Consider the following 25,479-nt stretch of genomic DNA (forward strand, 5'->3'; position numbering starts at 1 on the left):
TTTGCTTGGTAACAATAGCGTTTTGGACCCACCTGACCCCATGCCGAACTCAGTAGTGAAACGAAACAGCGCCGATGATAGTGTAGCATTTGCTATGTGAAAGTAGGACATTGCCAGGCTCCAAATTTAGTCGAAGGACTTAAAACTTAATAATTAAAATAAGAAAATTGAAAAGAATTTTCTTGGTAACAATAGCGTTTTGGACCCACCTGACTCCATGCCGAACTCAGTAGTGAAACGAAACAGCGCCGATGATAGTGTAGCATTTGCTATGTGAAAGTAGGACATTGCCAGGATCTAATTAAAGAAAGCCCGACTAGAAATAGTCGGGCTTTTTTACGTTTAAAATGTGAGTTAGCGAGAGTAAAGTTAGCGAGAGTAAAGTTAGCGAACGTTTGACATAGGGCGCGGAAAGTTTACTTTTGTAAAACTCGAAACTCGCAAATTTATTTCCTCTATCAGCTAATGATACCAATCTGCCAAATTATACCAATCTGCCAAATTATGTGATCTAATTAGCACACTGATACTTATCTACTTTTACTAAATTGAACTTAGAAAAATCCAAGCAACTTAATGGTCAGTAACTTAACACGATTGGTATAAGATCATTTTATTGTTTTGAAAAACTCGCAAACTCACCATAAAACTTGCGTTTAGGCCTCTACCTATGCGATAAGATTATTATATTTATCATACAAATGGTGGGGCTTCATGGCACGTAAAAAAACAACTAAATCAAAAGGTTCATCAGGACTCAATCGTAAAAACAGTGAAAGCTTCATAGTTAAATTTAGTAATCATGCTGATACTCAACTGTGTGCTTCTGGTTTGATGTATAAAGTAATAGATGAGATCTCTGGTGAGCGAGTAACTGACACAGATACCGTGGTCATCAATCAGCGTATTATGCTTGCTGATGGCAGCGTAATAGCTGATAGTTATAAAGCTGGAATGCCTGAAGTATTTACCTTAGATGAGGCAATCGAAGGATTACGAGAAGGTATTTTATTGATGTCGGTTGGTTCTCGCTATGAATTTGTAATTCCTGCAGAGCTGGCGTGGGGGCGCAAGGGGAATGGTGGGAAAATAGGAGCTAATGCCGTTCTACATTTTGATGTGCGCTTAATCCGTTTAGGATGACCATTATGCTATTGTTAAAAGTACTTTTCTTTAATGTAAGAGGGTTTTATGCCGCCATTTTCTAGTCGCGTTTACTTATTACGCCATGGCGAATTGATTGATCAAGGAGTCTTGGCCGGACAGACCGATTTTTTACTCAGTGAACTTGGCTGTGCGCAATTACATCAAGCGTGCAATGAGCTTACTAATATTGAGTTTGTACAAAGTTCGACTTTGAAACGTTGTAGCGAATTTGCCAGATCTTTTAGCCATGCCCAGCAAATACCACTTTTTCTGACCGATCAGCTCCGAGAGTTTAATTTTGGTGATTGGGATGGCTGTAAATATGATGATTTGTGGCAACAGACGGACTCTCCTAGTATTGGCGATTTCTGGCAAAGCCCTTGGCAAGTAACCCCCCCTCATGGCGAAAGTATGAGGGATTTTTATCAGCGAATAGCAACGTGGTGGCAAACGTTACTAATTGATATTGCAAGTAATCGTACTCAAGCACAATTAGTTTTAACGCATGCCGGAGTGATCAAGCAACTATTAGGTATTATTTGTCGGTTACCAAAAGAGTCGAATCAGCAAAACATATTTTCAATCGGTTATGGGAAGCTCATTTGTATTGATATTTACATAGATGATAGCGATAAAGCATGGCCAAGAATTGTGTTTTAAAATACTATTTTTAGCCGTCTAGAAAGATATTAATTGAAATATTTACTCACCCGCCCATAATAGAGCCTTATGTATTTTGGAATGGGGTGTAACTCCTCAACTGTTCCCGCAACTGTAAGTCGCAAGCGCGATAAGTCAGATACAAAATACGTTAATTTATTACCTATTGAGCGGGCTAACTCTTCTATTATCACCATGATCATAATGGTTTGTAGTGTATTGGGTTTAGCTATTGCTAGAGAGATAACACATTGCAAATACCAGCAGTAATTGATCCCCCTTTACTTGAAGTAGTTAATTTATCGTGGTCGGTGGCAAATACCGCCATTTTGCACGATATTAATTTTGCAATAAAACCAGGCCAATTTATTGGTTTGTTAGGGCCTAATGGCGCAGGTAAATCAAGTTTATTGCGTTGTTTATACCGTTACACTAAACCAGTGTGCGGTGAGGTTATATTTGCAGGGAAAAATATTTGGCAGCTAAGTGCGCATGAATATGCCAAGCAGGTTGCTGTGGTGCTGCAAGAAACACCTTCGCAATTTAACCTATCGCTTTTTGATGTAGTGAGTCTTGGCCTTACGCCGCATAAAAGCTTATTTAGTTCGACAACTAAAAATGATCAACAAATTATTTTTCAGGCGATTGAGCAAGTTGGCTTGAGCCATCATTTACAGCAATCGTTTGATTCCCTTTCCGGTGGCGAGAAGCAACGCGCATTGATAGCACGTTCAATTGTACAAAGCCCTCAATTATTAATTATGGACGAGCCTACCAGCCACTTAGATATTAAATATCAAATTCAATTAATGGAGTTGGCTAAATCGCTAAATGTAACGGTATTAGCGTCGTTCCATGATCTTAATCTTGCAGCAAGTATGTGTGATGAACTACTGGTGATAAAGCAAGGTGAGTTAGTTGCAACGGGTAGCCCGGAATATGTCATCACGGAAGAAATGCTCAGCGAAGTATTTGGTGTCTGTGCCGAAGTCTCGGCGCATCCACAGAGTAAAAAATTAAATAAGGTCATTCCGCGTATTACCTATTTTTACGGTTATCAAGGTGGTGGCGTTGATGCAAAAAAATAATTATTTTGCAGTCAGCGTGGCGTTATTCTTTGCCTTGTCGAGCATTTTTATAGCACTTAGCTTTGGTGCTGCGGCCAGTAAATTTATTGATGTATACCACAGTATTATAGGTCAGGGAGATGACTCCTTTATAGCGCGGATCATATGGCAACTGCGAATGCCACGAACATTGTTGGCGTTTTTAGCTGGCTCTGGTCTAGCTATCGCTGGTTTAATTTTACAAACCGTAACCCGTAACCCGTTAGCCGATCCTTACTTATTTGGTATTTCATCGGGAGCCTCATTTGGTGTGGTATGTTTTATGACACTAACAGGAGTCAGCGCGGGAATAACAATGTCGGCCGCGGCATTTGTTGGTAGTTTATTGACTATGTTATTACTGGTTTTTATTGCCGGACGAGCAGGTCGCGGACAAGTTGAAAGCATGCTCTTGGCTGGGGTCGCTTTATCCTTTTTATTCAGTGCCTTTACCAGCTTACTTTTGTATTTTAGTGATCCACAGGCGATCACGGCTATTTTATTTTGGACGCTAGGCAGCTTTGCTCGCGCACAATGGTCAACGTTATGGTTACCCGCTTTAGTTATTATTAGTTGCACCGGGCTGATGATGGGTTTTCGTCGGCAACTAAATGCAATGTTACTAGGTGATGAAAGTGCTGCAACTTTAGGAATACCGGTACAGCGGTTTCGGTTATTAATGTTGGTATTGAGCTCATTGATCACTGCAGTGTTAGTGGCGATGTGTGGTGGTATTGGTTTTGTTGGTTTGATGATCCCGCATATAGTACGGTTTTTTGTGTCGCAAGGCACTATTACTGGTTTGATCATGACGGCTTTAGTTGGCGGTATATTTATGGTGTGGGTTGATGTGCTATCGCGTGTTTTACTTGCAAATCAAGAATTGCCAATCGGTGTTATTACTTCTGCAATAGGCAGTATTTTCTTTTTATCGTTACTTTATTTTCGCAAGCGAGAGAGTTAGTCAGATGTTTAATATACCCACAGTAACTAATCAATTTGGTCACCTCATCATTGATAAGATTAACCAAAAAACTAAACCGCTTGGTGCACTTGGACAGTTAGAACAATGTGCAATACAACTGGTTACTTTGTTTAGCCAAAAAGTGGCAAGCGAAGATGCTTTTAAAACCTTTGCACCTGCAATCAATAAGCCTACTTTGCTGGTATTTGCAGGAGATCATGGTGTTGCTGCACAAGGGGTATCGATAGCACCCAGTGATGTCACCTCACAAATGGTAGCTAATTTTGTCAGCGGTGGTGCCGCTATTAATGTCTTTTGCCAACAGTTAGGTTGGCAATTAGAAGTGATTGATTGTGGTATTTTGCATCCAGTCACAGCGCCGAGTGTCCATAATTGCCGTCTAGGAAGTATAACAAAGCCACTTAATACAGACATGGCAATGAATACCGCGCAGGTACAGCAAGGCTTTAATAATGCTAAACAGCTGGTGCAGCAGCTCAGTCATAGTGGTTGTAATACAATTGCTTTTGGCGAAATGGGCATAGGTAATACCACTAGTGCAGCAGCGATTATGGCCGCTATGCTGAATTTACCTGCACAGCAGTGTGTTGGCAAAGGCACGGGGGTTAGTGATGATATTGTTACGCGTAAAATAACAGTTGTAGAGCAAGCGCTGGTATTGCATCAGTTACATTTAGCAGATCCTATTTCACTACTTGCAGCGTTAGGTGGCTTTGAAATTGTGCATATTACGGGAGCTATGTTGGCTGCGGCTGAGCAGGGTATGGCTGTAGTAGTTGATGGCTTTATTTGTAGTGCTGCTGCAATGGCCGCAATTAATATTAACCCAGCAGTGAAAGATTATTTAATTTTTGCACATTGCTCAAATGAGCAAGGCCATCGACTGATGTTAAACGCACTCGATGTTAAGCCACTGCTGCAACTTGATTTACGCTTGGGTGAAGGCACTGGCGCTGCGTTAAGTTTACCATTATTGCAAGCCGCACTTGGTTTTTATAATCAGATGGCTAGTTTTGCTGATGCTGGTGTTAAGCAGGTTGTCAGTTAATGCCTAACCCAGAGGCAAATAAAGTAACGCAATGGCAGTTACTGTTATTAGCAATTAGTTTTTTAACCCGGCTACCGGTGCAGTTGCGCTTTAATGTAAGCGGTGCTCATTTAAATCAAGCAAGTCGCTATTTTGCTTTAGTGGGTTTACTGCTTGGTGGATTATTAGCACTCAGCTACGGCGTTTTTCAATTACTGTTACCAGCATCAATAAGTGTATTACTAATGATGGCGGTCGGGTTGTTATTAACAGGCGCATTTCATGAAGATGGCTGGGCCGATGTATGGGATGGTTTTGGCGGTGGTTGGCAGGTGTCGCAAAAGCTTGCCATTATGAAAGACAGTCGTCTTGGTACTTATGGTGCAGCGGCATTATTTATTATGCTGCTGGTTAAATTTCAAAGCCTACTCTTTCTTAGTGAGTCATTGATTACTGTATTGAGTGCAATTGTTATCGGGCAATGTGTAAGCCGAGTAGTGGCAACCAGTTTAATTATGGGGATGGAGTATGTAAGTGAAGATGCGACTTCAAAAGTAAAGCCGCTTGCTATGCACCTATCGGTCACTAGTTTAGTTACGTTACTTGTAACCGCCGCTACTTTACTGGTTAGCTTGATTGCTGTTGGTGTATTGTTATGGCAAACCGTATTCATTCTTGTAGCAGTATTACTGATCCTAAGAGTCATTTTGATCCGCTGGTTTAAACAGCAGTTAGGTGGTTACACTGGCGATTGTTTAGGTGCCGCGCAGCAGCTAAGTGAAATTGCCATTTACTTAACTTTTGTGAGTGTATTATGAACGCTAACCACACATTTATTTTAGGCGGCGCACGCAGTGGAAAAAGCCGCTTTGCTGAACAGCTTGCACAGCAAAGCAATAAAAGCGTTATTTACCTCGCAACGGCGCAAGCCCACGATACTGAAATGCAAGATCGTATAGTCCATCATCAACAACAGCGCCCTGTCGATTGGCCGTTAGTTGAGGAGCCAATTGCATTGGCTGAAGCGTTACAAACACACAGCAGCAAAGATAACTGTATTTTAGTTGATTGCTTAACCTTATGGTTAAGTAACTGTTTATGTCACGCCACAAGTGATTGTTGGGATGAACAGAAATCAGCACTACTAAATACCCTTGAAAATTTACCGGGGCAAGTGATTTTTGTCAGTAACGAAGTTGGCCACGGTATTGTGCCTTTGGGCGAGCTAAGCCGCCGGTTTGTAGATGAATCAGGCTGGTTACATCAAGCCATTGCCGCAAAAGCTGCGCGAGTTGAATTTATAATGGCAGGTCTTGCCTTAACACTGAAAGGGCAGTCATGATGAAAACATTAATGGTACAAGGTACTACTTCTGATGCAGGGAAAAGTACTTTAGTTGCAGCATTGTGCCGGGTATTTGTTGAACGCGGGATCAAAGTTGCTCCATTCAAACCGCAAAATATGGCCTTAAACAGCGCTGTAACAGAAGATGGCGGCGAAATAGGTCGTGCGCAAGCACTACAGGCGATTGCAGCTAAAGTGGCGCCACGGGTTGATTTTAACCCCATTTTACTCAAGCCCAATAGTGATACTGGCGCTCAAGTGATAATTCACGGTAAAGCCATTAGTAATATGGAAGCAGGTGCTTATCATGATTATAAAAAAGTCGCGATGGATGCGGTACTGGCTTCGCAACAGCGTTTAAGCGAAGAGTTTGAGCTACTGGTAGTTGAAGGTGCGGGCAGTCCGGCTGAAATTAATCTACGTGCGGGTGATATTGCTAATATGGGTTACGCCGAAGCGGTTGATTGCCCCGTGATCATTATTGCAGATATAGATAAAGGCGGTGTGTTTGCGCATTTGGTCGGTACTCTTGCGCTATTAAGCGAGTCAGAACAAGCCCGAGTAAAAGGCTTTGTGATCAACCGTTTTCGTGGCGATATAGGCTTATTGCAAGGTGGCCTTGATTGGCTTGAAGAGTACACCGGTAAACCAGTGTTAGGGGTGTTGCCGTATTTACATGATCTCGCCCTAGATGCTGAAGACGCGGTAGCGATAGATAATCAAGTAAGCCAAGCAAAAATAAAAATCGCAGTATTGCTACTTCCTCATATTAGTAACCACACTGATTTTGATGCGCTGCGTTTAAACCCGCAAATTGACATTAATTACATTCGCCATACTCAAGTAATTCCACACGTTGATCTGATCATCATTCCTGGCAGTAAAAATGTTATTAATGATTTAGCCTTTTTAAACAATGAAGGCTGGGGCGAGCAGATTCAGCGTCACTTGCGTTATGGCGGTAAGTTATTAGGTATTTGCGGAGGTTTGCAAATGCTCGGCACAGATATTTATGACCCTGAGGGTGTGGAATCAAGTAAAACACACTGTAAAGCTTTAGGGCTCGCTGATTTTGCCACTCATTTAGGGCAGCATAAAGTACTAACTCAAGCTGCCGGTGTGATCCATCTTGGCGGTCAACAGGCAAAAGTCGCAGGCTATGAAATACACGCTGGTTGTAGCGCAGGCCCAGCATTTAAAAAGCCTTTTTTACAATTTACTCAGCATCCACAGCATGTTGTGCAAGATGGTTTTATATCAGATGATGATTGTATAGCAGGTACTTACTTACATGGCTTATTTGATAGCAGTGCAGCTACGCAACTAATACTGGATTGGGTATTGCCAAATAGTGGTATTACCCAATTAATAGATATAGACACACATCGCGAGCAGCAATTAACGCGCTTAGCCACGATGTGTAAAGAACATTTAGATTTAGACAAAATAACGCAAATTTACCAAAACTGGGAAGGAGTTAATCATGAGCGACACACATAACGACAAGCACCAACAACGCCAACAAAAAGTAAAAGATAAAGTTGATGAGCGTATAGCCGCAGCACAAACTGAGAAAGGTGTTTTTCAGGTGATCACCGGTAACGGTAAAGGTAAGTCAACCTCAGGGTTTGGCACGGTAACACGTTGTGTAGGCCATGGCATGAAAGCTGCTGTGTGCCAGTTTATTAAAGGTACTTGGCCGTGTGGTGAGCGTAATGTATTGCAAGGCGCAGGGGTTGAATTTGCCATTATGAACACAGGTTTTACCTGGGAGACGCAAAATAAAGAATCAGATACCGCAGCGGCGCAAGCGACTTGGCAAGAAGCAAAACGTATGTTGGCTGACGAATCAATTAATTTAGTATTACTTGATGAAATTACTTATATGATCACCTACGGCTACATTGATTTAGACGAAGCACTCGAAGTGATCGCTAATCGTCCGCCAATGCAATCTTTAATTATTACTGGCCGTGGTGCGCACCGCAAGTTAACTGACTTAGCTGATACTGTTAGTGAAGTGCGCAATGTTAAGCATGCATTTGATGCTGGTGTTAAAGCGCAAATAGGATTTGATTATTAATGGCTACGCTTAGGCTTGTACTCGTTTTATCGCTGGCTCTGTGCTGCTTTAAGCTCGTGGCTGATCCTAACAAGCAGCAATTAAGAATTATCGCCTTGGCCCCGCATATTGTTGAAAACCTCTATACCATCGGAGCTGGTGAGCAAATCGTGGGAACCGTGGAATATGCTGATTTCCCTGCTGCGGCCAATGATATCCCACGTATCGGTGGTCACCAAGGTATTCAAATAGAAAAGCTACTGGCCCTCAAACCTGATTTAGTTTTAGCATGGAAAACGGGTAGCAAAGCTGAGGATTTAGCACGTGTTAAAAGTTTTGGTATTGATATAATTTACAGTGACGCGAGTGAAGTAGATAAAGTACCCAATGAACTGCGCCGTTTAGGTGAGCTTACTGGACGTGAGCAATCAGCCGAGCAAGCCGCACTTGAATTTGAGCAAAAAATTGCTGTAATCAAAGCCAAGCAGCAAGGTAAAAGTAAGGTCGCGGTATTTTACCAGCTATGGGCAGAACCGATGATGACGGTGGGTAAAAATACCTGGATCAATCAGTTAATCGAAATTTGCCAAGGTCGTAATGTATTTGCTAGCAGCCGAACTGATTACCCTCTGATAAGTATTGAAAATGTGATCGTGGCAAAACCAGAGATCATTATATTGCCTAATGAAAAGTCACAAGCGCAGCAAACTGTGATTGATTGGACACAATGGCCCGAAGTACCCGCGGTAAAGCACCATCAGTTTATTAGCGTCAATGCTGATTTACTACACCGCTTTACCACGCGTATGTTGGATGGTCTTGCTGATATGTGTACTAAAATAGATGATTCACGCGTTGCAATTAAGGAGCCACAATGAGTGATTGGCAAGACTTTTTAAAAACCGAATGTGCAAAAACTTATATGCAGCAGACGTTGGATACAGTCGCTCAAAAGCGCAGCGAAGGTATTGCTGTATATCCGCCAGAGCAGTATGTATTTAGTGCATTTGATGCAACACCGTTAAGTAATATAAAAGTGGTTATTTTAGGACAAGATCCTTACCACGGCGAAGGACAAGCACATGGTTTGTGTTTTTCGGTATTACCAGAGGTTGGTAAACTTCCTCCCTCATTAAAAAATATCTATAAAGAGCTGGCTACAGATATCGATGGTTTTCGCGTGCCTACGCACGGTTATTTACAACGCTGGGCAGAGCAAGGGGTGTTTTTACTTAATACCGTACTGACTGTTGAGCAAGGCCAAGCCCATTCCCATAAACACTTAGGTTGGGAGCAGTTTACCGATAAGGTTATTGCCCATATTAATCAACACTGTGAAGGTGTGGTATTTATTTTATGGGGTGCTCACGCACAAAAGAAAGGTAAAGGCATTGATAGTACGCGTCACCATATTTTAAATGGCCCGCACCCATCGCCGTTGTCTGCGCATCGTGGCTTCTTTGGTTGCCAGCATTTTTCCGCTACCAATCAGTTATTAACACAGCAAGGGCAAACAGCGATCGATTGGCAAGTTTAGGAATTGTAGGTGCGAGTTTATCCCGCGCAGAATGTTAAGCTTGTCGCGATGTAAAATCGCAGCTACGGATGTAGGCGGGGGTTATTATTCTGCGCAGAATATACGTTAACTGATAAAAACAAAGGCCCTTACTTTATCGGTAAGGGCCTTTTAGTTGGTTAGTAGCTATTGCGAAATTAAAAATCTAATTCATCAATCGCAATATTGTCTGTAAAAAAGTCTAGTTCCTGTAGTTCTTTACGTAAACGTTGCTTGTCTTTTAAAGCTTCGATTTCGCGCCATTTTCTCTTTTTATTTTTTTGAGAGGTCTTTCTTGTTGTATCAGGACCTTCTAATATCTCTAAAATATCGTCTAGGCTATCCATGAACTTCTCCTATTGAATTTTTTGAACCTCGAAAATACCTATACCACAGGCCACACTAAAATAGAATAAAAAAGTGACATTTATGTTACAGGTAAGTGATAAATTAATGAATAGAGATTATTTTCAGGCATAAAAAAACGCCGCAAATGCGACGTTTAATCTTTCATTAATTAACGAGCCGATAAAAGCGATTACATTGCTTTAAAACGTGCTTCTAGTTGCTCTTGTGCATCAGCAAAAGAACGAATACCTTCAGCTAGTTTTTCTGTCGCCATGGCATCTTGATTATGTAACCAACGGAACTGAGCTTCAGTTAGTGGTGCAGGTTTAGGCTCTTTAGCAATATCACTTTCAAGTAAATACTCCTGTGCACCTTCAAGGTTGCCTAGCTCTTCTAAAAGGTTAGGACTGATGGTTAGTTTATCGCAACCAGTTAGTGCGATGATTTCACCGGTGTTACGGAAACTTGCGCCCATAACAACCGTTTTATAATCATGGCGCTTATAAAATTCAAAAATACTGCGTACTGATTGCACGCCTGGATCTTGTAATGGATCGGTTGGTTTTTCTAAGCCGTTAGCAACGTGCCAATCTAAAATACGGCCAACAAATGGTGAAATCAAAAATACGTTAGCATCTGCACAAGCACGGGCTTGAGCATCACTAAATAGCAGCGTTAAGTTACACTTAGTACCTTCTTTTTCAAGTTGCTCTGCGGCTTTAATACCTTCCCACGTTGAGGCAACTTTGATTAAGATTTTATCTTTGCTCACACCTTCTTTTTCATAAAGGCTTAGTAATGTGTGTGCTTTAGCAATTGTTGCTTGAGTATCAAATGATAAACGCGCATCAACTTCTGTTGAAATATAACCCGGCACAATGTCACTGATCTCTTTACCTAGTAATACAGCAAAGTAGTCACAGGCTAGTTCTAATTGTTTAGCAGCGTCTTGCTCGGTTTCTTTAGCATAACTCCACGCTTTATCTAAATACGGCTTATAGGCTTCAATTTCACTGGCTTTTAATAGCAATGAAGGGTTAGTTGTTGCATCTTCCGGTTGGTGTTTTTTAATCGCTTCAATATCACCAGTGTCGGCCACGATAGATGAATGTTGTTTGAGCCTTTGTAGAGCTGAAGTCATTTGCTTTCCTCATTCCAAGCAAGTTAAAAGAAAATCTACTGTAACTACCTTATACTGCAGCACTGTGACAGCGCTTAATAGGTCTTATGTCCGTATCAGTGAAGAACTAAGGTGCATAGCATAATTTGCTGTGCGAATAAGGTAGGTATCATACCAATCAATTCTAACTAATTGATATAAACAAAACGTGCTTTTCGTTTCATTTAATGTTGAAATTGACATTAAATAATTTCCAAGTCAATAGCTAACTATGATCACTGTTATTTCACCTGCAAAAAATTTAGATTTCGAGAGCCAAGCAAGCACTGATAAATTCACGCAACCTGAGTTACTTGAGCACAGCGAAGAGTTGATGACGGTGTGCCGCGAATTAACGCCGGCACAAATTGGCAGTTTAATGAAAATTAGCGATAAGCTTGCAGGCCTTAATGCTGCGCGCTTTAGTGAATGGTCGCAACCGTTTACTACCGACAACGCTAAACAAGCCGTGATGGCTTTTAATGGCGATGTATATGGTGGTTTAGATGCAAACAGCTTAACTGCCGGACAACTTGATTACGCGCAAAGTCACCTACGTATTTTGTCAGGCCTTTACGGGTTATTAAAACCACTTGATTTAATGCAAGCGTATCGCTTAGAAATGGGCACTAAGCTTGATAACAGCCGTGGTAAAAACCTCTATGAATTTTGGGGCAGTATTATTGCTGATAAACTAAATAGCGTACTCGCTGAGCAAGATAGCCAATATCTAGTAAATTTAGCATCAAACGAGTATTTTAAAGCGGTTGATAAAAAAGCCTTAAACGCGCAAATCATTACTCCACACTTTAAAGACTGTAAAAACGGCCAATATAAAATTATCAGCTTTTATGCTAAAAAAGCTCGCGGCTTGATGGCTCGCTACATTATTGAGAATAAAGTTACCCAGTTAAGCGATTTAAAAAAGTTTACTGTTGATGGTTACTACTACAGTAGCGAAGCGACCCAAAAAGAGCTGGAGCCAGTATTTCTAAGAGATGAACAAAACTAGTTATTAATCTGTTTAAAAGCCATGCAATGCATGGCTTTTTAGTTTTGGCGCTTATTTTGCAATAACCTGACACTATTTATAAAATAATCAAGGTTAAGCAATGCTAAAAATACCTTCTATCAGCGATGCCGAAAAACTTATTGAAGAAAAACTCGGTGTCTGGTTTGATGTCGTAATAAGTCATATACCTAATTTTATAGTGGCGGTGATCATCGCCATTGTTTTCTCAATTCTCGCGCGTTTTTTAGGTTCGATGATGCGCAATGTTTTACGCCGCTCGTTAGACTCCCAACAAATTGCAGACTTAATGGCATCGATATTCAAGATGATAGTACTGTGTGTTGGGTTATTTGTTGCCCTCGATTTTATAGGGCTAAAAGGCACTGTAACGTCATTACTGGCTGGTGCTGGGATTGTTGGTCTAGCAATTGGTTTTGCCTTTCAAGATATGACCGAGAACCTAATCGCTGGTATTGCTATGGGTATTCGCAAACCCTTTAAAACAGGCGATGTTATAAAAACCGATGATGTGTTTGGCAATGTGCGCTCAATAAATTTGCGCAACACGCTCATCGAAAACTTTTATGGGCAATTGATTTTAGTGCCTAACAAAATACTTTTTCGTAATGTATTACGTAATTACAGTACCTTAGGTGTACGCCGCATTGAAGTGCCGGTGGGCATTTCATATGGTGATGACCCCGAGCTGGCAGCCGAGGTGATAGTTAAAAAAATCAATGAATTTGATTTTGTAATTAAACAAGACGAAACCGCTGTTTATGCCGAAGGGTTTGGCGACAGTAGTGTCAACTTACTGGTGTGGTTTTGGATCAAATATCCCGGCGAGGCAGACTTTATGACCGTACGCCATAAGGCAATTGTGGCAGTCAAACAAGCGCTAAGTGACGCTGATATTAGTATTCCATTCCCAATTCGCACCCTTGATTTTGGTATTAAAGGCGGTGAAAAACTCGATGCGATGATCACTGAAAAGCGCCAGCACTCAGAACAATAAATGATTCTAGGCTTATTATATCAACAGGTAATATTTACCTGTTGATAGTGCTAATTTACACAAATTTATAGCTGGTAATACAGTTGTTGATTTGCGCATATTTACCAGTATTAAGTTTTCTACTGATAGATAGCATTTATGGCGAAGCATCAAAACAAGTAAAAGGCAGTGGTCATAGTTTAGTTATCGCTAGCCGATTATCTACTGCACTTATTAGACACGAGCTAAAACTAAGGCTAGTGTCTAATAAGTAAAGTCGAAGGTAAAATTAATGAATAACATTAAAGTGAGCAATGAAGAACCAAGTAGCCCATGTATTCGGCATTGTTGTTTGGATAAAAACGATACCTGTATCGGTTGCTTTAGAACCCTTGATGAAATTCTCGCGTGGCACAGTGCAAGCCCAGCACAAAAGCTACAGGTTCTTAATGAATGCCAAAATCGCAAAAACGCGCAACATAAATAATCACTTTGTAGAGCAGTCTGCAAAAGCTGACCACAAACTTCAAGATTAGTACCATTTAATTCGTAATAAAGATAAAAACCGTATACTCGTTTTACCGCTCTGTACTGCCCGTTAATAAACACTCCAACACACACAAAGAATAAGTTAGCGATACACTCGTGCCACTGCATTTGTGCTAAGCATCCATAATCGGTGGTGTTTTTGAATTTTTGATTGCATACGTATTCAATTTTCATTTTGTGAGAATCTCTCTATTGTTAATTCTTTGTAAATGAAAATACCTATTACTTGACAACACAACGGAACACACAATGAAAATTAAAAAAATAGTAACCACTATTGGGCTAAGCATTGCCCTAAGTGGTGCTACGTCGATTGCAAATGCAACACCAACAACATTCGTCCATCTATTTGAATGGAACTGGCAAGATGTAGCCCTCGAATGTGAACAATACCTAGGACCTAAAGGCTATGCTGCGGTACAGGTATCGCCGCCTAATGAACATATACAAGGCAGCCAATGGTGGACGCGTTATCAACCTGTCAGTTACCTATTGCAAAGCCGAGGCGGTAACCGCGAGCAGTTTATTGATATGGTTAATCGCTGTAATGCCGCTGGCGTTGATATTTATGTAGATACTTTAATCAATCATATGGCTGCAGGCAGTGGTACAGGTACCGCTGGTAATACCTATGGTAATAAACAATACCCAATTTATAGCCCACAAGACTTTCACACCAGTTGCACCATTAATGGCTCTGACTACGGCAACGATCGTTACCGAGTACAAAACTGTGAGTTAGTTGGACTAGCAGATTTAGATACCGCTGCAACGTATGTCCAAAACACATTAGCGGCTTACATTAATGAATTACAAGCCATTGGTGTTAAGGGGTTTCGGTTTGATGCCTCTAAACATGTTGCAGCCAGTGATATTCAAAGTTTAATGGCGAAAGTGAATGGCTCGCCAGTGGTCTTTCAAGAAGTAATTGATCAAGGTGGCGAGGCTGTTGGTGCCTCTGAGTATTTAGCGTCAGGTTTAGTTACGGAGTTTAAATACAGCACTGAACTTGGCAATACCTTTAGAAATGGCTCGCTCGCATGGTTAAGTAATTTTGGTGAAGGGTGGGGGTTTATGCCAAGTGCATCAGCTGTAGTATTTGTAGATAATCATGATAATCAACGCGGTCATGGTGGTGCCGGTAATGTAATTACCTTTGAAGATGGCCGCTTGTACGACTTAGCAAACGTATTTATGTTGGCTTACCCGTATGGTTATCCAAAAGTAATGTCTAGTTACGATTATCATGGTGACACAGATGCTGGTGGCCCAAGCGTACCTGTACATAACAACGGTAATTTAGAATGCTTTGCGAGTAATTGGCAATGTGAGCATCGTTGGGCATACATTGCAGGTGGCGTAGATTTTAGAAATAATACGGCTGATAACTGGGCAACAACCAATTGGTGGGATAATACTAATAATCAAATAGCTTTTGGTAGAGGAAGTTCAGGTCATGTTGCCATTAATAAAGAAGGCTCAACACTCAATACCACTGTGCAAACAGATATGGCTCCAGGGCAATACTGTAATGTGCTAAAAGGAGTGCTGACTAATGATGCAACAAGTTGTACTGGTGAAGTTATTACTGTTAATGCAAATGGCACTATAAACTTAAATGTAGCCGCGTGGGATGCAATGGCTATTCATAAAAATGCCAAGTTAACCACTAACTCAACCCCTGATCCTCAGAGTGATTGGCAGCGAACTGTGATATTTATTAACGCACAAACGCAAACTGGCCAAGATATGTTTATTCGCGGCGGGATTGACCATGTTTATGCAAACACAAACCTTGGGCGTAACTGCCAAACAAGCAACTTTGAATGTGCTATGCCAATTCGCCATAATAATTTGCAAAGTGCCACTACCAGTCCTTGGAAAGCAAACGATAATTACCTAGATTGGTATGGTATTGAAACGGGCCAAAGTATTGAGGCGCAAGGGACCGCAACCGATTGGACAACTAATATTTGGCCAGCAACTTGGGGAGCAGAAAAAACCGTTGCTAATGATGGCTTTGGTGTTACACCACTGAATATTTGGGGTGAACATTATTGGCTGCTTGATGTTGATATGGATTGCAGCAAAGCGGTTAATGGATGGTTTGAGGTAAAAGCGTTTATTAAAAATGGTCAGGGCTGGGAGGGTAATATCGCGCAAGTAAACACCCCTTATGCTAGTACTAATCATGTTGCTCAATGCGGCAAAATTAATAAATTTGAGTTTAATAATTCAACGGTAGAAATACGCAATTTCTAATTTTATTACAGATAAATCCCAGCTAAACCATAAGTATGCGTTTAGCTGGGATTTTACTTTGTAAGTCATGTTCTGGAGATTTACGTTTTCTGTGTTTTAAGTAAACCTAAGTTTAACTGTCAGAAAATCAGTTGTTTTAACTCTTTAACTTTTTAATCTTTAGCCTTTAACCTAGCCCCTTTAAACTCTTCAATCTCTCACCTGCATTTTATTTTCTATGATTGCTACACCTTGGGTGTTTTCTAAAAACTTTTGTGCCAGTGCGCGTTCAAAGCCGGTTTCGGTTAGACCGTAAATGGCTACTTTGTTGCCATCAACGTGTACTCGCAGTTGCGAGAGGTTTAGGTTTGGATTGCTACGCAGTTTATGAATTATAGTCTGCTGTAGTGTTGGTTGAGGAGAAACGCTGCTGATCATAATTGTACTAGTGGCTGCACTGACTTGCGTTGCGCAGGCGAGTAAAAATACACAGCAAAGTGATACCAATGATACAGTTAATTTGAAGCGGTCCATGATTTCCCTCATAACATCTATTGTATGTGTTTAGTGAATAGTAAGCTTACTGTTACAATATTTATTCCAACTTTAACGTATTGAAATTTAAGGGATGTTTTAAGTTTAGGTAATGTTTTTGGAATTTTTTACATTCAACTGAGTAAAAAGTACGGCGATTAGCTAACTAATTTAGATTTGTAGTTGCTGTTTAGTGCAGCTATAGCGATGCAATATATTTTTTGTTAAGTGATGGTCGTAGCTGCAAGCTTGTAATGAGCAAGCTAAATGGGGAGCACAAGATAATTAATTTGCATGACTGCTATGAGAGGGTTTAATAACTTACTGCGAGTAGGTAAAACTGAATGTAAAAAGCCGAGACTATGATAAATCTCGGCTTTTTATGTGGCGTTAAAGCAGATGAATTATTTCTTTTTCTTGGCTTTTGCTTTGGCCTTTTTACGGGCTTTGATTTTTACCGGATCTTTATGTTTTTTGATTGGCGCTTTAGCTTCTTTATGACGCGGCTCAAATCCTTTAACAACACGGCGTTTAAGGCGCAGCTCAATGTAGCGTTCAATTTTTGCTAATACTGCAATGTCATGGGCTTCTACTAACGAAATTGCAATGCCTTTCTTACCTGCGCGAGCAGTGCGGCCAATACGGTGAACATACACGTCTGCTGTGCGTGGCATATCAAAGTTGATCACATGACTAATATCAGCCACATCAATACCGCGGGCGGCAACATCAGTCGCAACTAATATTCTTGTACGGCCACTGTGGAAATTTTCCATTGCCTTCATGCGTTTGTCTTGTGGCATCTCGCCACGTAACCAGGCTGCGCGAACCCCAGCATTGGTCAGCTCGCCGACTAATGTTTCTAGGCGATCACGGGTTTTAACAAACACAATAGCTTTGCTTAAGTCTTCACTGTTTAGTATTTCAACCAACATTGCTAATTTATGGTTGTAATCATCAGCAATGTGTACCCATTGGTGGATTTTAGCTTTTTCTTTACGTGAAGATTCAGCTTCTAATAGGGCTGGATCTTTTAAAATTTGCTCTGCAAATCGTTCAACGCTATCGCCTTCAAGAGTGGCTGAGAATAAAAAGCACTGACGACGATTTTTTGCTTCTTCGCAAATACGCATCATTTCTTTACGAAAGCCCATGTCTAACATGCGGTCTGCTTCGTCTAAAATAAGCATCTCGACGTTTTCGGCATGAAAGTTTTCGGTTTCTAAATATTCCATTAATCGCCCTGGTGTGGCGATTAATATATCGTTATTTTTTTCAAAAATTTCTTTATGCGTACCGTAGTTAATACCGCCAGTAACAACACCAATTTTAAGGTTAGTGCCTTTAGCAAGTAGTTCACACTGTTCATGAATTTGATAAGCTAACTCGCGCGTTGGAGTCATGATCAAAACACGGGCAAAACCAGGCTCGCGACGCGGGAAATCAAGTAAGTATTGAATCGCCGGGATCAAAAATGCCGCTGTTTTACCAGTACCGGTTGGTGCAGAGGCTAAAATATCACGGCCTTGCAGCGCTTCAGGGATCGCTTGTTGTTGAATGCTAGTTGGGGTTTCGTAACCCATTTTAGCAACGGCTTGTAGTATCTTGTTATCAATATCAAAATCAGAAAATTGCATAGAGTGTCAAAAATAGAGGACAATTGCTGGTAATTATACGCGCTATCCGCCAGTTGGTGAATGAAAAGGTGAAAAAATGTCAGGCTTTGTGTTTAAACAATTTAAAGTAGCGCAAACGCGCAGTGCGATGAAGGTCTCGACGGATGGAATTTTACTCGGTGCATGGGCTGACTTAACTACTTCACAGCGGTTACTTGATATTGGCACAGGTACTGGGTTGTTGGCATTAATGTGCAAGCAACGCAAACCAACTATGCAGGTTAATGCTGTTGAAATTGATGCCAATGCATGTGCTGATGCGCAGCAAAATTTTACAAATAGCCCATGGTCCGATATTAAATTGATGCAAAAAGCTATTCAGCAAGTAACCACCACAACTGAGTTTGATGTTGTGATCAGTAACCCTCCGTATTTTAATGCCAGTTTAAAAGGGCAGGACTTAGCCCGTAATACCGCACGTCATACAGATAGCTTAAGTTTTAGTGAGTTAATCACTGCATTCAAACACCTTAGTCACCAAAATGCTTTTTTAAATGTGATCCTACCTTGCCCAGAAGCGCAGTTGTTTATTGCACAAGCGCAATTACAAGGTTTGTATTTAGTGCGCCATTGTTTAGTACAAACTACTGCCACTAAAGCGCCGAGCAGGAGCTTAATGTGCTTTGCTTATCAGATGCAAGAATGCGAGCTGACCAGCTTAACGATTCATGGTCAAGGGGCTCAATATAGCGATGAGTATATAGCTCTGTGTAAGGATTTTTACTTGAAAATGTAATCATCATTGAATAAAAGGTACATTTATCGCACACTGATGAAAAACCTCGGTGATAGATATGGATAATCAACTACCTAAACCTTTTATTTTTGTACTTTCCTTAGTGCAAGGCATTGTTCTTACTTTGTTATATCGTAGTGTTGAAAATCAGCTATGGCCTGCGACAGAGCCAGTTTGGTTGTTTTCTTTAGTTACTTTTACCATTAGTTTTGTGCTACTGACTTTACTTGCTGTAGAGCAAGCTAATATTAAAAAACTGCTTAGTTACTTGTTACCATTTAGTCTGTTGTTATCACTCCTTGGTGCTTATATTGGTGCTCAGCAATACCCTATTGCGCTGGTTAATAACGATGCTTTGACGGCCATTTTTATATTCACAGCCTTAATTGCCAGCTTTAAAGCACTTATGTATATCCAACAACTGATTGGTAATGAAGCAATTAGTTATAGCCAATTATTCAAGCTCTCATGGCGTAACTTTATTTTATTTGCAGAGTGTTGGTTATTCGTTTTAATTTTCTGGGGAATTTTGCAGTTAGGAGCGGCGCTATTTAATGCGTTAGAGATTACATTTTTCTCTGAGCTACTCAAAAAAGACTGGTTTTGGATCCCAACTTTAACCTTAGCGTTCGGTTTTGCCACGGTGATCTTTAGAGGGGTTATGCATATAGAAGATAACATCTCATTTTTATTGCAAACCTTGATTAAGTTTTTACTGCCAGTACTTACGGTTATTTCTTTAGGCTTTTTAGCGACGCTACCGTTTACGGGGCTAGATAAATTATGGCAAACAGGCAGTGGTAGCTCGTTAGTTTTATGGTTACAGGTACTCACTTTATTTTTTGTGAATACGGTTTATCAATACGCTGCTGATCAGCGACCTTATAAAATTGTAATACACAGGTTAGTATTTTTTGGTATTGCTTTATTACCAATTTACAGTGTGATTGCCGCTTATGGCATTTGGCTTAGAGTTGAACAATACGGGATCACGGTGGGTCGTTGCTGGGCTATTTTAGTGTGTCTTTTACTTGCGTGTTTTTCATTCGGGTATTTAGTCGGGATCGTTAAAAAGCGCGATGCATGGCAACAAGTGCAAAGCAAAGTTAATATTGTGATGGGAGTAGTGATTTTAATATTTATGCTACTAGTGAACTCGCCAATTTTGAATTTTCAGCGTTTATCTACCGAGAGTCAAATCGCGCGCTTAAATGAAGGTGACGTGAGTATTGAAGAATTTGATTATTATTACTTCTCAAGTAATTTAGGACGCCAAGGCTATCTTGCAATGCAAAAGTTACAAGCGCAAATTCAAAGTACTCATCCAGAGCAAGCAATGATCATTGAGCGAATGTATGTCAACCCAGATAATCCAGAGTTTGAGGCTTTAGCCGAGCAAACATCAATAACAGAGTTTGTTACGCACTCGACGTTTTGGCCTAGGCAGCAGGTGTTTTCGGATGAGTTAATTCAGGCTGTATTCGAGAGCTTACATTTCAACCGCTGGACACCGCTTAAAAGTCATTCATTTTATTTTATCGCCATAGATTTAAACCAAGATGAACAACTCGATTATGTATTTATAGATGAATCGAATCACTCTACTGAAGCTAATCTGTGGTTGCATGATGGCACTCAATGGCAATCAAAATACATGACTATCGATAATCCCGAGCAAATTAAATTACTAAAAACACTGATTGATGCAGATAACATTGAGGTTGCACAACCCAAATATAATGATTTGAAAATTGGCGATGTGCTGTTTAAAGTCAGGAGTGATATTGATTACTAAACAGGGTTTAAGGTCAGAGTGTTCAAAATATTAGTTAGTAATTCAATATAAAGTTCAACGCTATAACGTTTAGCGTAATACATTGAATCACCAAACTAATAAATATTGTTAGGCTAAGTAACAGCAGGAGCATACAGAAAATTATTCTGCTATAGCTCCTGGTATTTCTGTAATTACAGCCAGATACTGGCTTTAATTGGCATCAAATAACTCAAATATTCGGTTGTCACCAGGAGCCGTTTTTACCACTTGCAACAAGGCATTTGCCACGTTTTCACGGCTGACTTTTGCATCTTTACGTTCACTTGGCCGTTGTGTGGTGATTTGCAATGAAGCACTGTCGTTGGTGAGTGAACCTGGGCGTACAATAGTATAATTTAGGCCGCTATTGATTAGATGTTCGTCAGCCATATGTTTAGCAACTAAGTAAGGTTTTAAATCGCTTTCTGTTGCATCAGGATCATCTGCGCCAATTGAACTGACCATAATAAAGTTTTTTATATCATATTGCTTTGCATAATTTACGGCTTTAACCGCAGCCCATAAATCAATTAATAATGTTTTATCATCGTCGGTATTTCCGCCAGAGCCGGCAACAAAAATTACCTGTTCGCAGCTGGCAAATGCTTGGCTAAAGTCACCCTCGAGATCTTGCTCGGTCACGCTGAGGTAGGGACTATTTAAATCGCTTAACTTATTTTTATCACGTACGAGAGCGACAACCTGATGCTGATCATTAAGTAGTAACTGTGTCGTTATTTTACCAATCTGGCCACTTGCGCCTATGATTAATGTTTTGCTCATCATTAACTCCTTCAAAAAATAGCTAAATTGCTCACTGTGTTTATAGACCTTGGGGGAGATATTTATTTTTAAAGGGCTAGAACCACTTTATTACTTAAACCAGAGTATTTAGTTTTCATTTTTGTAAAGCTGACTTTCAGCTGATATCGACTAACCTTTATTTAATAAGGTCACACATTTGGAGCGTAAAATGACGGTTTCAGCAATACCAAAGGGGTATCATGCAATTACTCCTTACTTGATAATTAACGGTGCAGCAAAAGCAATCGAGTATTATGAGAAGGTATTTAATGCCCAGCTCATTATGCAAATGCCGCTGCCAGATGGCGGGATTGCTCACGCAGAAATTAAAATTGGTGATTCGCATATTATGCTTTCAGATATGTGTCCTGAAGCGCATTTTAAAAGCCCTGATGAGCTTGGCGGAACGCCTGTGAGCTTAATGCTTTACGTTGCAGATGTAGATGCCGTATTTGCTAATGCGGTTGCCTTAGGTGGTAAAGAAATACGCCCAGTACATGACCAATTTTACGGTGATAGGGCCGGTACATTACAAGATCCATTTGGCCATGTATGGACAATAGGCACTCATAAAGAAGATCTCAGCGATGACGAGATTAGTCAACGCATGGTTGATCTGATCAGTAAAGAAGAAGACGCATAAATTACAGTGGCTGATATCTGATCTCATAGTTTTGAAAAATAGGTTTATATTTCATCTGAAGACAGCTATGAGCGAAGCAGATTCACAGAGCATTGTTCAAGATAGTATTTGCATTCATGGCACACGTTCATCTGTGATGTTTGGCGATTTATCAGCTCATGAAATGCCATGAATTCTCTACAATTTTTAACTATCCTAATGATTTACATATATTACTTATTGATAGTTAAAACTCTATCCCTAGTTATATTATGATGCCTCCTTGCTTTGTGTTTAAGCTACAAAACCATCCCAGTTTTTCATGTAAGTCAAAAACTTTTTGCTTAAACCTTCTTTCTTTAAATGCGCCTCACTTACAGGCAGTGGAGTGGGTTTAAAATCAGGATTGGCGATAACTAGTTTAGGAAAGTTGTGGTGTAAAATTGCGGAACGTCCAATAGTAACAAAGTCAGCACCCGCATCTAAAACGGTTTGTACATCACTACCTGAATTAATTTTTCCTGCAACGGTGAGTTTTACGTCTTTATAATCGATGTCGGTAAAATGTTGCAGTAGGCTTTTGTTTCGAAATGCAGCATCTTCAGGCTGTTTAAAAACATCCCACAGCGATATATCTAAAAAATCGATATTGTGTTGGTTAATTAGTTGCTCGCAAACGTCTTTCACTTCGTTCAACTGCATACCAAAACGTTCGGGAGATAAACGCACTCCCAATAAAAAATTAATGCCACAAGCTTCTCTTATACCATCTACTATTTCAAATAGTAGCCGAGCTCTATTGGATAAACTACCGCCGTATTGGTCGCTTCGTTTATTAATTTCGGCGCTTAAAAACTGGGTTAAAATATATCCATGCGCGCCATGCACTTCTACGCCATCGTAACCACTTTTTTGGCCCCGCACGGCTGCTGCAATAAAATCATCACGCAACTGCTGCACTTCATGTAATGATAGTCCGCGTGCGTTATGCTTGCTAACATCCGATACAGAAACTGGGTGCTGTTTTATTTGCTCCTCTGGAGAACGCATACCGCCATGGTGCAATTGTAAAATAGCTAAACTGTTGTTGGCTTTAATCGCTGCTGCCAGTCGTGTGTGGCCTTCAATATGGGTGTCATCATAAATGCCTAATTGCCCGGGAAACCCCTTGCCAACAAACTGTACGTGTGAGGCACAAGTCATAGTGAGGCCAAAACCGCCTTCGGCACGCATGGTTAACCAACGGTATTCATCTTCAGATAATTTGCCATCATCATAACTTTGACTGTTAGTTAATGGCGCTAACATAAATCGATTTGGCATAGTAACACCATTTTTAAAGGTAATTTCTGAACTAGGATGGAGCATCTTTTGTTTATCCTTTATCGTTGTAGACTATAGTTAATGGGGCTTAAACAGTGATTTTATTTTAGGCCTATTATGTAGCGAAAAAATAAACACTGGCCATCTCTTTGATCAGCATAAGGTTATGTTCAATCAAACATCAAGGATTGATGCACGCTTATGCCAGCCATGACACCAGATGTAATGGCTAACGTGCCATTTTGCATAGGATTGGACATGTCTCCTGCTGCATATACGTTATTTACAGAGGTTTGCTTAAATTCATTCACTTTTATTATTTCGCCTTGAGGTGACTCTTCTAATTCACAGTTTAAGGCCTTCACAATGGGGTTGTTTGCGCTTATTTTAGGTGCAACATATAAGCCTTGCATTGCTCGTTCAGAGCCATCGGAAAGTGCGACCGATGTAATGTTTTTGCCATCACCATTTATGTGTGTGATAGGTATGTTTTCTATTTTTACCCCACGTTTAGTCAGCAAGGCTAATTGCTTATCATCTGGCATAAAATTTCCTTGGGTAAATAGTGTTGTGGGCCCCCAATCGGGGATCATTGCTGCTTGATGTGCAGATAAAGGATGGCTTGAAAGTACGCCAAGTTCTCGGTTTGATAATTCATAACCGTGGCAATAGGGGCAATGGATCACAGACTTACCCCAATACTTCAAAAGTCCGGGAATATTAGGCAGTTCATCCTGCACGCCTGATGCGAGAATGAGTTTCTTGGCAACAATACTCTTTTCAGTCATGCGAACTAAAAAACCATTTTGAGCATTATCTTCAACATTTATTACTTGTGCTTCCAAAAAAGTAAACGTGGGATATTGCTGTAACTGGGATAATGCTGTTGTTTTTATTTCTTGTGGTGATTTACCGTCTAAACAAAATATACCATGAGAGTGAGAGGCAAAGCGATTTCTCGGTTTTCCTGCATCTATCACTACCACTTTTCTGCGGCCACGCACTAATTGCATAGCTGCTGCGAGACCGGCAAAACTACCACCTATTATAACAACTTCAGTTTCCATTATATTTCCTTAGCTCTTTACGTAACATCAATAGTTACATAAAGATTGCGCGCTGGCAATACATGTAACTTTAAAGGTTTCATGATAGGATGGCGATAATTGACAAATCGAGCTAATAAAATGAGAAAAGACAGCCGTTTATCTCGCATATTACATGCGATCATTCATATTCATTGTTTGGAAAAAGCAGTCACTTCTGAAAAGTTAGGCAAAATGCTACAAACAAACCCTGTGGTCGTTCGTCGGACTATGGGGCTTCTGAAAGAAGCAGGGTATGTGACTTCAGTTAAAGGTCATAACGGTGGCTGGAGTTTAATAAAGCCATTATCTGAAATAACGCTTTTCGACATCTATAAAGTGGTTGGAGAAGGTTCATTGTTTACTATAGGGTTAACGGATGAACATACGAACTGTCCAATAGAAAAGGCTGTCAACTCTTCTCTAGATGGAGTGATGAGTGAAGCAGAATATTTGATGCTGACACGCTTTAAAGAGATAACAATTGAATCACTAGCAAAAAACTTTAAAGGCGATTTTTAAATTAAAAATTCTGATTTTATTAGTTAAATTAAGAATAAAAATGGGTCACCCATTAGAAAGTTCCGGTCAAGCAGGCAGCTGTGTTTTCTTGATCTTTTTATTCAAAAAACCAAGTGTTGTTACTTTTTAAACTCACTTTAAATTTGGCTATACACCTAGTCATGACGTCGATT

The 25,479-nt window shown here is 40.4% G+C and carries 26 protein-coding genes, 2 rRNA genes and 1 riboswitch; of the genes, 21 read left to right on the forward strand and 7 right to left on the reverse strand.

Going from position 1 to position 25,479, the window contains the following annotated elements; all coding sequences use genetic code 11:
* Positions 1–4 precede the first annotated feature (4 nt).
* The 13 genes from rrf (PSR9079_RS22830) (at position 5) to ung (ending at position 9,867) form a co-directional block, all read left to right on the forward strand.
* Positions 5–119, forward strand: a 5S ribosomal RNA gene (gene rrf, locus PSR9079_RS22830).
* A 62-nt stretch (positions 120–181) separates the two neighbouring features.
* Positions 182–296 (forward strand): 5S ribosomal RNA (gene rrf, locus PSR9079_RS22835).
* A gap of 418 nt (positions 297–714) precedes the next feature.
* Positions 715–1,143, forward strand: a complete 429-nt coding sequence (locus PSR9079_RS22840) for an FKBP-type peptidyl-prolyl cis-trans isomerase (protein WP_149983394.1) — start codon at positions 715–717, stop codon at positions 1,141–1,143.
* A 48-nt stretch (positions 1,144–1,191) separates the two neighbouring features.
* A complete protein-coding gene (locus PSR9079_RS22845; RefSeq protein ID WP_149983395.1) occupies positions 1,192–1,806 on the forward strand; it encodes a histidine phosphatase family protein in 615 nt (204 codons plus the stop codon).
* A 22-nt stretch (positions 1,807–1,828) separates the two neighbouring features.
* Positions 1,829–1,971: riboswitch (cobalamin riboswitch) on the forward strand.
* A gap of 86 nt (positions 1,972–2,057) precedes the next feature.
* Complete coding sequence (locus PSR9079_RS22850) at positions 2,058–2,894, forward strand: ABC transporter ATP-binding protein (RefSeq protein ID WP_425468871.1); 837 nt, start codon at positions 2,058–2,060, stop codon at positions 2,892–2,894.
* Positions 2,881–3,876: a FecCD family ABC transporter permease gene (locus PSR9079_RS22855; protein WP_149983396.1), complete on the forward strand. Its 996-nt coding sequence runs from the start codon at positions 2,881–2,883 to the stop codon at positions 3,874–3,876. The genes PSR9079_RS22850 and PSR9079_RS22855 overlap by 14 nt, the downstream gene beginning before the upstream one ends.
* Before the next feature lie 4 nt (positions 3,877–3,880).
* Complete coding sequence (gene cobT, locus PSR9079_RS22860; RefSeq protein WP_149983397.1) at positions 3,881–4,945, forward strand: nicotinate-nucleotide--dimethylbenzimidazole phosphoribosyltransferase; 1,065 nt, start codon at positions 3,881–3,883, stop codon at positions 4,943–4,945.
* On the forward strand, positions 4,945–5,742 hold the full coding sequence (locus PSR9079_RS22865) for an adenosylcobinamide-GDP ribazoletransferase (RefSeq protein WP_149983398.1): 798 nt from the start codon (positions 4,945–4,947) through the stop codon (positions 5,740–5,742). Before cobT ends, PSR9079_RS22865 begins: the two co-directional genes overlap by 1 nt.
* Positions 5,739–6,266: a bifunctional adenosylcobinamide kinase/adenosylcobinamide-phosphate guanylyltransferase gene (gene cobU, locus PSR9079_RS22870; protein WP_145242903.1), complete on the forward strand. Its 528-nt coding sequence runs from the start codon at positions 5,739–5,741 to the stop codon at positions 6,264–6,266. The genes PSR9079_RS22865 and cobU overlap by 4 nt, the downstream gene beginning before the upstream one ends.
* Positions 6,266–7,768 carry a cobyric acid synthase gene (locus PSR9079_RS22875; protein ID WP_149983409.1) on the forward strand — a complete coding sequence of 501 codons (1,503 nt, stop codon included), beginning with the start codon at positions 6,266–6,268 and terminating at the stop codon, positions 7,766–7,768. The genes cobU and PSR9079_RS22875 overlap by 1 nt, the downstream gene beginning before the upstream one ends.
* On the forward strand, positions 7,752–8,351 hold the full coding sequence (cobO, locus tag PSR9079_RS22880; RefSeq protein WP_145242905.1) for a cob(I)yrinic acid a,c-diamide adenosyltransferase: 600 nt from the start codon (positions 7,752–7,754) through the stop codon (positions 8,349–8,351). Before PSR9079_RS22875 ends, cobO begins: the two co-directional genes overlap by 17 nt.
* A complete protein-coding gene (locus PSR9079_RS22885; protein ID WP_149983399.1) occupies positions 8,351–9,208 on the forward strand; it encodes a cobalamin-binding protein in 858 nt (285 codons plus the stop codon). The genes cobO and PSR9079_RS22885 overlap by 1 nt, the downstream gene beginning before the upstream one ends.
* A complete protein-coding gene (gene ung / locus PSR9079_RS22890; RefSeq protein ID WP_145242908.1) occupies positions 9,205–9,867 on the forward strand; it encodes a uracil-DNA glycosylase in 663 nt (220 codons plus the stop codon). Before PSR9079_RS22885 ends, ung begins: the two co-directional genes overlap by 4 nt.
* A gap of 176 nt (positions 9,868–10,043) precedes the next feature.
* Here ung and PSR9079_RS22895 read toward each other — a convergent pair whose 3' ends face one another.
* Together PSR9079_RS22895 and tal are read right to left on the reverse strand one after the other, a co-directional pair.
* Positions 10,044–10,232 carry a DUF3545 family protein gene (locus PSR9079_RS22895; RefSeq protein WP_145242910.1) on the reverse strand — a complete coding sequence of 63 codons (189 nt, stop codon included), beginning with the start codon at positions 10,230–10,232 and terminating at the stop codon, positions 10,044–10,046.
* Between the two features lie 191 nt (positions 10,233–10,423).
* A complete protein-coding gene (gene tal, locus PSR9079_RS22900) occupies positions 10,424–11,374 on the reverse strand; it encodes a transaldolase (RefSeq protein ID WP_145242912.1) in 951 nt (316 codons plus the stop codon).
* 250 nt (positions 11,375–11,624) lie between these two features.
* Between tal and yaaA the strand changes: the two genes are divergently transcribed.
* From yaaA to PSR9079_RS22920, 4 genes are all read left to right on the forward strand, one after another.
* On the forward strand, positions 11,625–12,404 hold the full coding sequence (gene yaaA, locus PSR9079_RS22905; protein WP_149983400.1) for a peroxide stress protein YaaA: 780 nt from the start codon (positions 11,625–11,627) through the stop codon (positions 12,402–12,404).
* Between the two features lie 100 nt (positions 12,405–12,504).
* On the forward strand, positions 12,505–13,419 hold the full coding sequence (locus tag PSR9079_RS22910) for a mechanosensitive ion channel family protein (RefSeq protein ID WP_149983401.1): 915 nt from the start codon (positions 12,505–12,507) through the stop codon (positions 13,417–13,419).
* Positions 13,420–13,690: 271 nt separating this feature from the next.
* Positions 13,691–13,885, forward strand: a complete 195-nt coding sequence (locus tag PSR9079_RS22915) for a DUF1289 domain-containing protein (protein WP_145242920.1) — start codon at positions 13,691–13,693, stop codon at positions 13,883–13,885.
* Between the two features lie 311 nt (positions 13,886–14,196).
* Entirely contained in the window at positions 14,197–16,209 is a 2,013-nt protein-coding gene (locus PSR9079_RS22920; RefSeq protein WP_149983402.1) for an alpha-amylase, read from the forward strand.
* Positions 16,210–16,398: 189 nt separating this feature from the next.
* Here PSR9079_RS22920 and PSR9079_RS22925 read toward each other — a convergent pair whose 3' ends face one another.
* Both PSR9079_RS22925 and srmB read right to left on the reverse strand, forming a co-directional pair.
* Positions 16,399–16,722 (reverse strand): BON domain-containing protein, encoded by a 324-nt coding sequence (locus PSR9079_RS22925; protein WP_149983403.1) that lies wholly within the window; start codon positions 16,720–16,722, stop codon positions 16,399–16,401.
* 404 nt (positions 16,723–17,126) lie between these two features.
* Positions 17,127–18,359, reverse strand: coding sequence for an ATP-dependent RNA helicase SrmB (gene srmB / locus PSR9079_RS22930; protein ID WP_145237725.1), 1,233 nt, complete (start codon positions 18,357–18,359; stop codon positions 17,127–17,129).
* Between the two features lie 76 nt (positions 18,360–18,435).
* Between srmB and PSR9079_RS22935 the strand changes: the two genes are divergently transcribed.
* A complete protein-coding gene (locus tag PSR9079_RS22935; RefSeq protein ID WP_149983404.1) occupies positions 18,436–19,134 on the forward strand; it encodes a tRNA1(Val) (adenine(37)-N6)-methyltransferase in 699 nt (232 codons plus the stop codon).
* A gap of 58 nt (positions 19,135–19,192) precedes the next feature.
* Positions 19,193–20,929, forward strand: a complete 1,737-nt coding sequence (locus tag PSR9079_RS22940; protein ID WP_149983405.1) for a DUF4153 domain-containing protein — start codon at positions 19,193–19,195, stop codon at positions 20,927–20,929.
* A gap of 192 nt (positions 20,930–21,121) precedes the next feature.
* On the opposite strand, the gene PSR9079_RS22945 is transcribed toward PSR9079_RS22940, so the two are convergent.
* A complete protein-coding gene (locus tag PSR9079_RS22945) occupies positions 21,122–21,733 on the reverse strand; it encodes an SDR family oxidoreductase (RefSeq protein ID WP_149983406.1) in 612 nt (203 codons plus the stop codon).
* Positions 21,734–21,923: 190 nt separating this feature from the next.
* Here PSR9079_RS22945 and PSR9079_RS22950 point away from each other — a divergent pair, with 190 nt between their 5' ends.
* On the forward strand, positions 21,924–22,397 hold the full coding sequence (locus PSR9079_RS22950; protein WP_145237712.1) for a VOC family protein: 474 nt from the start codon (positions 21,924–21,926) through the stop codon (positions 22,395–22,397).
* A 273-nt stretch (positions 22,398–22,670) separates the two neighbouring features.
* Here PSR9079_RS22950 and PSR9079_RS22955 read toward each other — a convergent pair whose 3' ends face one another.
* The gene (locus tag PSR9079_RS22955; RefSeq protein WP_138594857.1) at positions 22,671–23,744 is read right to left on the reverse strand and encodes an NADH:flavin oxidoreductase; all 1,074 of its coding nucleotides are present in this window, start codon (positions 23,742–23,744) and stop codon (positions 22,671–22,673) included.
* A gap of 125 nt (positions 23,745–23,869) precedes the next feature.
* Positions 23,870–24,766, reverse strand: coding sequence for an NAD(P)/FAD-dependent oxidoreductase (locus PSR9079_RS22960; protein WP_138594859.1), 897 nt, complete (start codon positions 24,764–24,766; stop codon positions 23,870–23,872).
* A gap of 120 nt (positions 24,767–24,886) precedes the next feature.
* Between PSR9079_RS22960 and PSR9079_RS22965 the strand changes: the two genes are divergently transcribed.
* Entirely contained in the window at positions 24,887–25,306 is a 420-nt protein-coding gene (locus tag PSR9079_RS22965) for an RrF2 family transcriptional regulator (RefSeq protein WP_149983407.1), read from the forward strand.
* The last annotated feature ends 173 nt before the right edge of the window (positions 25,307–25,479 follow it).

This window comes from Pseudoalteromonas rhizosphaerae, assembly GCF_902498845.1.
Classification (GTDB): domain Bacteria; phylum Pseudomonadota; class Gammaproteobacteria; order Enterobacterales; family Alteromonadaceae; genus Pseudoalteromonas; species Pseudoalteromonas rhizosphaerae.

Bases quoted from the DNA above. Each gene is read 5' to 3' on its own strand.
- PSR9079_RS22935 (WP_149983404.1), top strand. From the start codon at position 18,436: ATGTCAGGCTTTGTGTTTAAACAATTTAAAGTAGCGCAAACGCGCAGT.
- srmB (WP_145237725.1), bottom strand. From the start codon at position 18,359: ATGCAATTTTCTGATTTTGATATTGATAACAAGATACTACAAGCCGTT.
- tal (WP_145242912.1), bottom strand. From the start codon at position 11,374: ATGACTTCAGCTCTACAAAGGCTCAAACAACATTCATCTATCGTGGCC.
- PSR9079_RS22955 (WP_138594857.1), bottom strand. From the start codon at position 23,744: ATGCTCCATCCTAGTTCAGAAATTACCTTTAAAAATGGTGTTACTATG.
- PSR9079_RS22965 (WP_149983407.1), top strand. From the start codon at position 24,887: ATGAGAAAAGACAGCCGTTTATCTCGCATATTACATGCGATCATTCAT.
- PSR9079_RS22885 (WP_149983399.1), top strand. From the start codon at position 8,351: ATGGCTACGCTTAGGCTTGTACTCGTTTTATCGCTGGCTCTGTGCTGC.
- PSR9079_RS22875 (WP_149983409.1), top strand. From the start codon at position 6,266: ATGAAAACATTAATGGTACAAGGTACTACTTCTGATGCAGGGAAAAGT.
- PSR9079_RS22845 (WP_149983395.1), top strand. From the start codon at position 1,192: ATGCCGCCATTTTCTAGTCGCGTTTACTTATTACGCCATGGCGAATTG.
- yaaA (WP_149983400.1), top strand. From the start codon at position 11,625: ATGATCACTGTTATTTCACCTGCAAAAAATTTAGATTTCGAGAGCCAA.
- PSR9079_RS22960 (WP_138594859.1), bottom strand. From the start codon at position 24,766: ATGGAAACTGAAGTTGTTATAATAGGTGGTAGTTTTGCCGGTCTCGCA.
- cobT (WP_149983397.1), top strand. From the start codon at position 3,881: ATGTTTAATATACCCACAGTAACTAATCAATTTGGTCACCTCATCATT.
- PSR9079_RS22855 (WP_149983396.1), top strand. From the start codon at position 2,881: ATGCAAAAAAATAATTATTTTGCAGTCAGCGTGGCGTTATTCTTTGCC.
- PSR9079_RS22940 (WP_149983405.1), top strand. From the start codon at position 19,193: ATGGATAATCAACTACCTAAACCTTTTATTTTTGTACTTTCCTTAGTG.
- PSR9079_RS22910 (WP_149983401.1), top strand. From the start codon at position 12,505: ATGCTAAAAATACCTTCTATCAGCGATGCCGAAAAACTTATTGAAGAA.
- PSR9079_RS22925 (WP_149983403.1), bottom strand. From the start codon at position 16,722: ATGGACCGCTTCAAATTAACTGTATCATTGGTATCACTTTGCTGTGTA.
- PSR9079_RS22945 (WP_149983406.1), bottom strand. From the start codon at position 21,733: ATGAGCAAAACATTAATCATAGGCGCAAGTGGCCAGATTGGTAAAATA.
- PSR9079_RS22865 (WP_149983398.1), top strand. From the start codon at position 4,945: ATGCCTAACCCAGAGGCAAATAAAGTAACGCAATGGCAGTTACTGTTA.
- PSR9079_RS22840 (WP_149983394.1), top strand. From the start codon at position 715: ATGGCACGTAAAAAAACAACTAAATCAAAAGGTTCATCAGGACTCAAT.
- PSR9079_RS22895 (WP_145242910.1), bottom strand. From the start codon at position 10,232: ATGGATAGCCTAGACGATATTTTAGAGATATTAGAAGGTCCTGATACA.
- ung (WP_145242908.1), top strand. From the start codon at position 9,205: ATGAGTGATTGGCAAGACTTTTTAAAAACCGAATGTGCAAAAACTTAT.
- cobU (WP_145242903.1), top strand. From the start codon at position 5,739: ATGAACGCTAACCACACATTTATTTTAGGCGGCGCACGCAGTGGAAAA.
- PSR9079_RS22920 (WP_149983402.1), top strand. From the start codon at position 14,197: ATGAAAATTAAAAAAATAGTAACCACTATTGGGCTAAGCATTGCCCTA.
- PSR9079_RS22950 (WP_145237712.1), top strand. From the start codon at position 21,924: ATGACGGTTTCAGCAATACCAAAGGGGTATCATGCAATTACTCCTTAC.
- cobO (WP_145242905.1), top strand. From the start codon at position 7,752: ATGAGCGACACACATAACGACAAGCACCAACAACGCCAACAAAAAGTA.
- PSR9079_RS22915 (WP_145242920.1), top strand. From the start codon at position 13,691: ATGAATAACATTAAAGTGAGCAATGAAGAACCAAGTAGCCCATGTATT.